The sequence below is a fragment of the Woeseia sp. D3-10 genome, assembly GCF_055809415.1.
On record NZ_JBVVTW010000007.1, the window covers coordinates 2,841,278 to 2,852,996 of the forward strand.

An 11,719-nucleotide genomic window follows, 5' to 3' on the forward strand; every position below is an offset into this window, starting at 1 on the left:
CTATTCGTGATCGGATTTTGCGTCAGGTTCGCCGGCATGTCAGAACGGTTGGCCCAGGAAAAAATACCAACCATGTCGTCCGCCTTCGGCTTGACCGTAAGCCAGATAGGCAGGTCCGAAAAGCGTGTCCGCACCGAGCCAGACGGAGCCTGCGAACAGACTGTCTGAGAAGGATATGTCCTTACGCGAATCCCACACGTTGCCGCGTTCCAATGTCACGCCGGCATAGATCGGCAGGGTAGCATCCCGATTCAGCTGCCGATACGCTGCCAGCACACCAAATGTCGAGTGTTGGCCCCTCAATTCATCGGAGGAAAGGCCGGAAAGATTGCCGAACCCCCCCAGCGCAAAAACGTTTTGCAACGGTGCAGTACCGCTCATCGTCGATTTGTAGCGGAGGATCGCCAGCAAGGTATTGGCGCCTCGCGTGAATGCAGCGCCGCCGGCTATTCGCACTTGGTCGAATGATTCGTCGGCACCTAGCCCTTTGTGCGAACCGAGTAACTCTATGGTCGCGGTTGTGCCAGTTCGGGGGAAGTCGAGACTGTCGAACTCGTCCAGTGAAAACCGGAGGTACGTTTCCGCTCGCTTGAACGCATAGTCGAGCAACCCCGGCTCGCCGATACGCACACTGGAATCACCATCGCCGTACCGTAAACCAGCGCGGATCTCACCCCAGGTACCCAGCTCACGGCCAAAGCCAAAATCAGCTATAGCTTCTTTTACATCGAGTGACGCGACAACATTCTCGTCTTCGACGACACTGAAAATTCGTTCTCGGTAACCTATGCTCGGGTTCACGAAAAACATCAGGCTCTTGCCAAACGGCTGATAAAACTCCGTAAAAAGCGCCGGTTCGCTGCCGATTTGCAAGCCGCTACGCCACTCGCCGCCGCTTGGGTTTATGGCAGTGCTGATATAGCTTCCGGCCAGATTGAACAGATTCTCCCCATCGGAGTTTGAATCATATTCTGCGCCGAGCTGCAGGTACGCTGGGCCCCAGCTGCGGTCATCGACGACGATGTCCAGCGAGGTCTCGTCGTCATTCTGCTTCACGTCGTATTGCACTGTTTGAAACAGGTCCGTGCCGTAAACATCGCTTATTCGACTCTCAAGGTCAGCAACGTCCAGCGGTTGCCCCGGCTCGATTACACCTAGCCGTGCGCGGATATAGGCGTCGGATACTGCCGAATGATTCACCAGTTCTATTCGATCGATCACCGGCATCTCGGTATCGGGCGTACGCAGCTCGGCACGGTAAGCGAGGTAGTCTTCTTTGTTCAGCGAGAGTCGGCGGATACTGTCAAGCCGCTTTTCGGCGGCCTGTTGACCCGACGGAATTGCCAATGCGTAATCATTAAAGTCAGCGGTGGCGATGTCGTCGAGAGCCGGCACAATCAGTATGTCACCGGATTTCAGAGTCTTGATTTGTTCCTCGACATTTCTGCGAGTCAGGAGTCCCGTGAGTTGTTTCGTAACGGCGAGGATAGAGTCTATGGCTGTTCTTTCCGCCAGTGGCGTACTGATATCAACGGCGATGACGATATCAGCACCCATCGCCCGCACGACATCGACCGGCAGATTATTGGCCACGCCGCCATCGACCAATAATTGCCCATTGATTTCAACGGGCGCAATGACCGTGGGAATCGACATGCTCGCGCGAATCGCTTCGGCAAGGCTGCCTGAATCCAGCACGACAGCTTTGCCAGTTACAATGTCGCTTGCGACCGCCCGAAACGGAATCGTCAGATCATCAAAGCTTGTGACTCGCGCAACGTCGATCAGCGCGCGCGACAGGGTCCGTGAAATCTTTTGCCCCTGCACGAGGCCCATAGCGAAAGTAAAATGACCGTCATTGAACCCAGGCTTGTGCTTGACCAGGTAGAGGTCGTCATCACGTTTGCGCCGAAAGGTCCGGTGCGTGCGCGCAGAATTGTCGATGAAGACGTCTGTCCAATCGATTACCGCCAACTCATCCTCGATTTCAGCGGGTGTCATACCCGCCGCATAGTACCCACCGACAACGGCCCCTACGCTGGTTCCCGCGATGTAATCAATCGGCACCTGTTGTTCTTCCAGGACCTTCAAAACGCCGATGTGCGCTGCACCGCGTGCGCCACCACCACTGAGGGCCAGGCCTATCTTGAGGCGTTCGTGCGACTGTTCCGCATCGGCTGCGGTTACCGGGGGAGACATGCCGATTGCGATGATGCTGAGAGCCACTGCCCAGGTAAGCGCTCGCGAGTGGGCCAGAGAAATCATGACAACTGACTCCATAGTGCGCGGCAGCAGCTTGTTTGCCGTGGCTGTCTTAGTCTTGTCCGGTTTGTACTTGCGGTTAGCAGGAGCATTCTGGTCGGTCGAAAGCATTCACGGATCATTGTCGATTTCCAACGTTACGTTCCCTGACGACTCGCTACTTCAGGGATAAATGGGGGCAAGGTATGAATGGCCTGAGTGGCGCATGGCTCAACCTGTAATTATTCCAGATTGGCGCACCGGTCCCGCGGAAGTTTGTATGGGGCGGGTGGCTAACTCTATCGCAATCACTGCCCAAAGCGGCATTCGCAACGCTCGCGCCGGCCGACATAGTGAAGTGGCCGCATTCGTGGCTTTCGATCTCTGCCTCGGTAATGCAAAGCGGGTTATACCGAACAGCATCACCAGTTCGATGTGGTAGCTCGTTGCAGAGCTCGGTTATCACGATGGCTTGCCGCGATGCAGCGTTGCCGACGCGTACCCGGCATTCGGAGCGTTTCGTGCTGTTTCCCCGCCGCTTCTGCACCCGCTATATACCAATTCCTGCTATCGTTTTAACCAATTAAGGCATCCATTGGCCTTGTGCAGCGGCGGTTGGCCCGGAAATTTGCGCGAATCACCATAATCCCGCTGGCCGGTAGCGCTCTCCTTCGCAGACTGGTGCTGTTTCTCCGTGCGTTTAACTACGCTGCATCCGGTAAACTGGTAATACCAATTGTCCATATCAATGCTCTTCAAATGGTTGACAGAAAATTCCGGCGGTGAGAATGTCGGCGCAAGAATTATTTGAACCATAGCCAAATATTGCCACTTATCTCATGTATTGGTAGGACCAATAGTTTTTCGCGCACATTCCCGGGGGGGATCAGACATGCGTACAGTTTCTGCACTATTCCACTATCGATCGGTGCTGGGGGTTTCACTCAGCACGATCGCCGTCCTGTTCGGGGCAAGCGCTTCGGCGCAAAACACACAGAGTTCGAACGATGATGCTGACGCGGTAATCGAAGAAGTCGTTGTCACCGGTATCCGGGGGTCGCTTGCAAATTCCGTGGAGGCGAAGAGAAATTCGGATAACTTGATCGAAGCCATTTATGCGGAGGACATCGGCAAGCTGCCGGATCAGAACCTGGCCGAGGTTCTTGAGAATGTCACAGGTGTACAGATTACTCGTGAGGCCGGTGTCGGCACCGGTGTGCAGATTCGTGGTACCAACGCCAACCGCACTGAGATTAACGGTGTTTCAACGGTCGGCTCGGGTTCGGGTCGCAGTGGTATCAGTTTTGAGGATGTCTCTGCATCTATCATTGCTGCCGTTGAAGTGACCAAAGCGCCCGAAGCAAAAACGATCGAAGGGTCGGTCGGCGGGACGATCAACCTCAAGACGATACGTCCGCTTGAGTTGACTGATTCGTTGGCGGCTGTCCGCTTGCAAATGGAAGAGAGCAGTCTGTCCACCGATGGAGCAACACCCCGGATATCCGGAACGTGGGGCGACAATTGGTCGACAGACAGCGGCGACTTTGGCGTTGTACTTAGTGCGAGCTATTCAGAACAAGACGTAACCGCCTTCCGTCCTCGTGTTGACCGCGATAATTCAGTAGCTTCTGATAGCGGTGCCGCGAGTGCTCAGTCTTTTGATTTCCTACCGATTCAGTTCCTGATTCAGGATTACGATAACTTCGAGTACGAAACCAAAAACTTCTCCGGCTCGTTTGAGTGGGCGCCGAATGACAGCATGACGTTCTATTTTGACGCCATCCTCAATGATCAACAACGTCTGCAGGAAAGCTCAAGAATCCAGGCGTCGGGCGTCAGTGACCTGATCAATGTACAGGCTCCCAGCGCATTCGAAACCGTCAATTTTGGCGGGCTAGACGGTGCAAATGGCTTTCAGAATATCGGTAGCATCCAGGCGGCGCTTCGCGGTGTGATTCCGGTTGAAGATGGTGATGCTGATCCGAACCTGCGGATGTCAACGGACACCAGTTCGCGTGTGACCGATAGTGAAATATTCAGGCTGGGTACCGACTGGGAAAGAGGCCGGCTCTCAGGGCGAGTCGAGTTGTCAACGGCTTCATCCGACTCTACAACACCGTCATTTGACACCACGCTGAACTTTATCAATCCGAATGTGACAACCAATTCATCGAACGAGAATGGCACACCATTTGTGTACGACTTGAGTGGTGGTTCACTGGCGTTCGGAGTGGCATTCGACGAGGCGAACGGCCCAACCAATGCACAGCTGCTTGATCCCGCAAACTACATGTTGCGTGATGTCAACATAGGGCAAGACAGAAACGAGAACAGTGAACACGCGTTTCGTGCGGACTTTACCTACGACCTGGAATGGGAAGCGGTCACGAGCGTCGACTTTGGCTATCGTTACAGTAAGAGTTCGAGCTTGAACGATGACGTGGCTTCAAACGTTGGCTTGAGAACGTTCGACGAGAGCCCAACGGCTGACCTGTTCGCAAGTGTCATCACGACAGGTCCTGACAATTTCAATGCGGCTGATGGTCGTTCATTGTTTGTTCGTGATTTTCTGGTTGTTAATCCGGAACAAGTGAACTCGGACCCGGCTGGCGTGTTGGAAGCGATCAATGCGGCCATCGTTGCGAACAATGCAAACACGGGTTCTACGCGCGAGCCAATCAGTTCGCCTACGTCGACAACCGCTGCATTCTTCGACATTGAAGAGGAAACGAACGCGATTTATGCGCAAGCGAACTTCCAGCACAGCATCTTCCGCGGCAATATCGGTTTCCGTTATTTGGAAACCGATATCAAGTCGCTTGGCAACAGCGTTGTGAATGATGTGCCAACACCGCGCACAGAGTCAGGCAGTTATGATTTCTTTCTGCCACGGATAAACATCGTTGCTGACCTAAGAGATGACTTAGTCATCCGTGCCGGATGGGGTAAAGATATTCGTCGCCCCGATTTTGACGACCTTTCAACCTCGGTTACATTTTCTACCAGCCCGAATCCTGCGGTCGCAATAGGTAACCCCGCCCTGGAGCCTGAAGAGGTCACTTCGATTGATCTCTCCGCCGAATGGTACTTTGCTCCTTCGAGCGTCTTGAGTGTGGGCATTTTCCATAAGGAACGTACCGGCCTGCATGTGAGTACCCAGGACGATCCGTACGAAGATCCAACCACTGGATTCCGCGACATTACCGATCCTTGTGAGGCGGGCGGCATCTTCAATCCCATCGCTGACATAAACGTATTCGGGCCTGTCGGTGTGGGTGTTTGTGTTCCGTCAGCGACAACGATCAATGGCGCAGGAAAAACCAAACAAAAAGGTGTTGAGATCGCGTTCCAGTACGATCTTCTGGGCTTCGAAGATCAGATCGGTTGGGCATCGGGTTTTGGGTTCATTGCTAACTACACCGTGCAGGATTTCTCAGGTGGCGATACGTTCCTGACCCCAACCTCGCGTGCTGAAACCGTCTTTGGTTTGCTTGGCGCCACTGACGTCACCTTCCGCGCCCCGCTGATCGACTTGTCTGAGAATGCCTACAACCTGACGCTGTATTACGAAAAGTACGGACTATCAGCCAGGGCACGTTATACATGGCGTGAAGCTTACCGGTCTGAAGACTTTGGCAGTACTTCCAGTCTTCCCTGGGGCTTCCCGGTTGTGCAGGAGGATAGAGGGCAGCTCAACGTCAGCCTGAACTATGCGGTAACGGAGAAGCTGAGCGTGGGCCTTGAAGCTGTCAATCTTACTGAGGAAGATGTTCAGCAGTCCTGTGTGAACGAAGGTGGACTGCTGTGCTGGCAAGGGCTGACTGATCGTCGAGTCACTATTGGTGCCAGTTACCACTTCTGATTCGAAGCCATCCATGATGGCAGCAAATAGTCAGGAAAAAGCCCCGGTTTGTGCCGGGGCTTTTTTTTGGTTGAACGCAAACCACGAGTCAGGCAATAAACGACGCGTGGTCCGGATAACGACAATGCCGCGGCTGGGTGCCAGCAAGGCATGAATGGCAGACGTTTGCTGTTTCTTTACCGTTAGTGAACGAAAGGCTGGTCGTAACCGGACCGGACCAGGTCAGGCTCGACCCGCTCTGAACTAACGATTACCCCAAAACCCACGCCCAACTGGAGACAGCATTCCGTTGTCGGCGGTAACACCATTTGGCCGGTCTTCTTTCATCCACAGCGGGCCGTCGAGGTCGACATAGTCGGCTTGTGCGGCGATGTAGTAGGCGGGCGCAATGGACAGTGAGGTGCAGATCATGCAACCGACCATGACGCCGAAGCCACGTTCGCGCGCGGCATGCAGTGTGCGTACGGCTTCCGTCAGGCCGCCGGTCTTGTCGAGTTTGATATTGACGATATCGTAAACGCCGACCAGGCGATCGAGGTCGGATGATGTATGGCAGGATTCATCCGCACAGTTCGGAACAAGCGGATCAAGTTCGGCGAGGCTGGCGTCGTTGTCCGCAGGTAGCGGTTGCTCGACAAAATCGACTCGTAACTCTTTCAGCAGTGGCTGCAACTCCGCAAGCAGTTCAATATCCCAGCTCTCGTTGGGGTCAACGATTAACTTCGAATCGGGTGCAGCGGCACGAACAGCGCGCAGGCAATCTGCGGGATCGGTTGCATCGACTTTAATTTTCAACAATGGCGATGTAGCTACGCGCGTTGTTTCAGTGGCCATGTTCTCGGGCGTATCAAGGCCGATAGTGATGGCAGTAACCAATGGCGCCAGAGCGGGTTGCCCGAGTGTCTTGGCGACGGGTGTGCCTGAAAGGGCGCTTTCCAGGTCCCACAATGCACAGTCGACCGCGTTGCGGGCCGCACCCGGCGACAGCACTTTCGCGAGTTCTGTTCGTGACATGCCGTTCGCGATAGCCTCGTTAATACTGGCTATCTGTGCCTGTACTGACTCGGCGGTTTCACCATAGCGAGGGTAAGGTGCCGATTCACCACGGCCGGTCATTCCGCCATCCGTGATTTCAACCGATACCAGTTCCGCTGCATCACGAACGCCGCGAGAAATACGAAACGGCCGCGCCAGCGGCCAACGTTCTACGCTGCTTTTGATTTGTCGACGCATTTAATCAGGTTGGCCGTAATCTTCTTAACGCCCGTAGCAACCGGATCTTCGCACGGCAGGTTCAACAGGTCTTCAATAGAATCAAAACAACGTTGCCGCTGTTCAGGATCGAGTCGTGAGGTATTCACTGCGACGCCAGCCGCTACGATGTCCGGGTTCGTCAGGCGACCCGCTTCGAGGTTGGCATTCAGGCAATCCTGCAAGTTCGGGAGAGCCCGGCTGGCGATACCGCGCATGTGCGGGCGTTCGGGCGCGTGACACAGCACGATTGCATCGGGTTGTGAGCCGTGCAGAAGGCCAAGTGATACGCCGGCAAACGACGGATGAAATAATGAACCCTGACCTTCGATGAGGTCCCAGCCGTCGTCTTCGCGGGACGGCGATAGCCTTTCAGCAGCGCCGGATATGAAGTCTGCAACTACAGCGTCAACGGCAATGCCGGATTGCGCGATGAGTATGCCGGTCTGTCCCGTAGCCCGGAAGTTCGCCTTGATATTCCGGCTGTGCATTTCACGTTCAATCGCGAGGGTCGCGTACATTTTGCCAACTGAACAATCGGTTCCTACAGTCAGCATGCGCAAGCCGCGGCGTGGTACGCCTGTGCCTACGCCCAGGTCTTCGGGTGGGTGGCGCAGGTCGTGCAGTTCGACACCTTTTAACGCCGCTTCCTTGGCGATCGCGGGATGCGTTCGCAAGCGTTGATGCAGGCCGGACGCGACATTCAATCCAGCCCTGATAGCCTCGAGTATGTGCTCAATCAGCTGCGGGTTCATGACGCCGCCAGCGTTGGTGACGCCTAGTACTACCGTCTGCACACCAGCAGCAGCCGCCTGTTCGAAATCCATGAGCGGCAGGTCGAGGGTTACTGCACAGCCCTCTGAGCGGTACTCGCCGATGCAAAGTTCCGGCCGCCACGCGGCAACGCCTATGGCTGTCTTAACAGACAACTCATCCGTGGCGCTGCCAAGGTAAAGTAAATAGGGAGACGAAATCATAAACTCGCTTCTGTTTCCGGTCAGTTGACGGCAAATGGCAATAGTGCCGGTGTCTATACAGAATGAAAGTACAAATGTGTACGACTCTCATAGCTATCGTCTATACATGTTCCGCAGCGCAGGCAGTAGCATGTTCTTAAGCCCCGGGTTTTTCGAGCTACAAGAACAACCGCAATCAACCAAAATGGAGCATCCTGACCATTCAGCGCACAGCATTGGTGCCGAACTGTCGTGAATTGACGATCCAGTCCAAAAGCCATGCCTTTAAGCTATAGGCGAACAAAGTCTTTGAAACGGCGCTTTGTTGACGATACGGAATGACTTGTCTCTAATGAAGTAGCGACGCAGGCGTGGGGGCGCTCTTCGGTGCGGTAAAGAACAATACCGGCCATCCCTCCTTCTTGTGCACTGATTCGTTGATTCTGTAGTGACCACAAAGTCGCTTAGGTATCCAACGGTTCCAGAATTCGAATAACTCACTAGCAATACCGGAGTTGGAATGAACAAGCCAAGCAAATCCGTTTCAAAGAAACTGATCGAGAGTCAAAACCGGGGGGCCATTCTGCAGCAGAATCGATCGGAGGTTTGGCCTTTAGTCGTCATGCTGTCTGTCGCGATCGCGCCGACAGCGCAAGCACAGAACGCGGCCGCATCGGGTAGTACCGAGCCGGCAGCCATAGAAGAGGTTGTCGTCACGGGTTCGCGAATTGTACGCGACGGCTACGAAACACCGACCGCGCTGACCATTATCAGTGAAGACGAGATCCAGGCGACCGCACCGACCAACGTTGCTGACTTCGTCAATCAAATCCCGTCGGTAGTAGGCAGCAGCACGCCGGCCAACAGCAATACGTCAGCGAGTAGCGGCCAAGCTGGCCTCAACGTGCTCAACCTGCGGTCATTTGGCAGATCGCGAACACTGGTGTTGCTGGACGGAAAACGTTCTGCCGGCTCCGCACTTGATGGTGCCGTCGATATCAATACATTCCCACAAGGCCTGGTCAAAGGCGTGGAAATTGTCACCGGCGGTGCTTCGGCAGCGTACGGTTCGGATGCAGTATCCGGTGTCGTCAACTTTATACTTGACGATGACCTCACTGGTATTAAGGGTTCTATCGTTACCGGTGAGACGACGTACGGCGATGACCGGCGCTATAAATTCAATCTCGCTGGCGGTACAGAATTTGCCGATGGCCGTGGTCATGCCGTATTTGATGTCGAGTACACCGACAGAGAAGGCATCTACGGTGTCCCGCGCGAATGGAACAACGACGGCTGGTACATCATGAACAACCCGGCTTATGTTGCTGGCAACGGTGAACCTGAACGGCTGCTGATGAACCATGTTGGCCTCAGTCACGGCGCACCGGGTGGCATCATTACCAATACCGCCTTGCGCGGCACTTACTTCGGTCAAAACGGTTCGGTAAATCAGTTCGCTTATGGTGAGACTCGCGACCCCTGGATGATTGGTGGCGATTGGGAATTGACACAGGCGAACGACAAGCAGTCATTGCACGCCGATGAGGAGCGCAATGGCTTCTTTGGTAAGGTGCGCTATGCGCTAACGAACAACGTTGAAGCGTTCGTGCAGGCGTCGTGGAATCAGCACTCGTCACTCGGCTATGTTGGTATCCAGAACAACCAAGCCAATATCCCTATAGCATCAGACAACGCGTTCATACCGGAGTCCGTGCGGACTCAACTCAACGATCTCGGCATCACCGAGTTCCGACTTGGCTCAACAAACGGGGGACTGCCTGTTCGCAAGAGCGACAACCAGCGCGAATCGACCCGTCTGCTGGCCGGTTTGGAGGGTAATTTCGAAGCATTCGGCCGGGCTATGACCTGGGACGCTTATATACAGCATGGCGAAACCGAAACTGACGAAATGCTACGGGATATTACGAACAACGCTCTGTTGGCGGCCGCACAGGACGCAGTGTTCCATCCAGTGACGAACGAAATCGTGTGCCGGACTTCCATCGCTGATCCAGGCAACGGCTGTATCCCGCTTAATCGCCTGGGGCTTGGTGTTGCTGACCCGGCTGCAGTTGCCGCTGTTATCGGTAACCCGTTGCGCCAACAAACGTTCACACAAAAAGTTGCAGCAGCGAACTTGCGTTTCGATATTTTTGACAATTGGACTGCCCCGGTTTCCATTGCGACGGGTATTGAGTATCGCGAAGAAGAATCGTCAGGCCACGTGGCTGAAGAGTTTCAGTCCGGATGGTTCGTCGGTAACTTCAAACCAACGTTCGGCAAATACGATGTAACTGAAGCGTATGTCGAAACTGTTGTACCAGTGATTGAAGGGCTGGATATCAACGGTGCTGTCCGCGCAACGGACTACAGTACGTCGGGCAATGTCACAACCTGGAAGCTGGGCGTAACGTATTCTCCGATTGACGATGTCCGTCTGCGGGCCACAAGGTCACGCGATATTCGGGCTCCAAACCTGCAAGAGTTGTTTGAAGGTGGCGGTAGCCGTACCAACACTTTGATTGATCCTTTCAATGCAAATACTGGCGTACAATTCACTGAAATCCGTACCGGTAACGTTGCATTGACGCCGGAAGAAGCAGATACGTGGGGTTTGGGCTTTGTATTTCAGCCAACCTTCCTGCCAGGCTTTGGGCTGTCAGTGGACTACTACGAGATTACACTGACGGACGCTATTGGCTCAGTTGACGCTCAGAGAATCGTTGATCGTTGTTTCGAGGGGTTGCAGCAATACTGTGCAGCCATCACCCGCGATAATTCCTCCGGCGTAAATTTGATCACAAACATCTCGGTTAGCCCGTTCAACTTCGCTGTGCGCGAAGCCCGGGGCATCGACTACGAAGCGTCGTACCGGATGTCACTGGCTGACTTTGCTGGTGGACTGGACGGCGACCTGACACTTCGCGCTCTCGCTACCAACTATCTTGAGAACTACCAGAACAACGGCATTGATGCGCCGACGGATTCCGCCGGCCAGAACAATGAAGGTGGTCCGCCGGACTGGTTGTACCGCCTTGTTGCTACCTACCAGGACGGTCCGGTCACGCTGAACCTGATCGGTCGCGGTATCAGTGATGGTGTGTACGACAACTCGTTTGTTGAGTGCACATCTGGCTGCCCGGCTTCGACCACTGTCAACCGGACTATCAATTCGAACCACATTGACGGTGCGTTCTACATTGATTTCTCGATGGCCTATGCCTTCGAGATGGCGGGTAGCGATTCGGAAGCATTCTTGTCCATCAGCAACCTTGGCAACCGGGACCCGGCAATTGTTGCCAACGGACCAGGCGGCAGTGCTTACGGCAATATTTCAACGAACCAGACGCTGTACGATATTCTGGGACGCAACTTCAATCTCGGCCTGCGCTTCCGTTTCTGATTC

6 protein-coding genes are annotated in these 11,719 nt (G+C 54.5%); 3 read left to right on the plus strand and 3 right to left on the minus strand.

Features of this window, described 5'->3' with window-relative positions; translation table 11 throughout:
- Positions 1 to 39: 39 nt before the first annotated feature.
- The gene (locus AC0L8N_RS12980) at positions 40 to 2,265 is read right to left on the minus strand and encodes a patatin-like phospholipase family protein (RefSeq protein WP_473668104.1); all 2,226 of its coding nucleotides are present in this window, start codon (positions 2,263 to 2,265) and stop codon (positions 40 to 42) included.
- On the opposite strand from AC0L8N_RS12980, the gene AC0L8N_RS12985 reads away from it, so the two are divergent.
- Both AC0L8N_RS12985 and AC0L8N_RS12990 read left to right on the plus strand, forming a co-directional pair.
- Positions 2,264 to 2,434 carry a hypothetical protein gene (locus tag AC0L8N_RS12985; protein ID WP_473668105.1) on the plus strand — a complete coding sequence of 57 codons (171 nt, stop codon included), beginning with the start codon at positions 2,264 to 2,266 and terminating at the stop codon, positions 2,432 to 2,434. The two genes, AC0L8N_RS12980 and AC0L8N_RS12985, sit on opposite strands and share 2 nt — an antisense overlap.
- A gap of 699 nt (positions 2,435 to 3,133) precedes the next feature.
- Positions 3,134 to 6,103: a TonB-dependent receptor gene (locus AC0L8N_RS12990; RefSeq protein WP_473668106.1), complete on the plus strand. Its 2,970-nt coding sequence runs from the start codon at positions 3,134 to 3,136 to the stop codon at positions 6,101 to 6,103.
- 243 nt (positions 6,104 to 6,346) lie between these two features.
- On the opposite strand, the gene dgcA is transcribed toward AC0L8N_RS12990, so the two are convergent.
- Positions 6,347 to 7,336 carry an N-acetyl-D-Glu racemase DgcA gene (dgcA, locus tag AC0L8N_RS12995; RefSeq protein WP_473668107.1) on the minus strand — a complete coding sequence of 330 codons (990 nt, stop codon included), beginning with the start codon at positions 7,334 to 7,336 and terminating at the stop codon, positions 6,347 to 6,349.
- Positions 7,309 to 8,331 carry an N-acetyltransferase DgcN gene (gene dgcN, locus AC0L8N_RS13000; RefSeq protein WP_473668108.1) on the minus strand — a complete coding sequence of 341 codons (1,023 nt, stop codon included), beginning with the start codon at positions 8,329 to 8,331 and terminating at the stop codon, positions 7,309 to 7,311. Before dgcN ends, dgcA begins: the two co-directional genes overlap by 28 nt.
- A gap of 499 nt (positions 8,332 to 8,830) precedes the next feature.
- On the opposite strand from dgcN, the gene AC0L8N_RS13005 reads away from it, so the two are divergent.
- The gene (locus tag AC0L8N_RS13005; RefSeq protein WP_473668109.1) at positions 8,831 to 11,716 is read left to right on the plus strand and encodes a TonB-dependent receptor plug domain-containing protein; all 2,886 of its coding nucleotides are present in this window, start codon (positions 8,831 to 8,833) and stop codon (positions 11,714 to 11,716) included.
- The last annotated feature ends 3 nt before the right edge of the window (positions 11,717 to 11,719 follow it).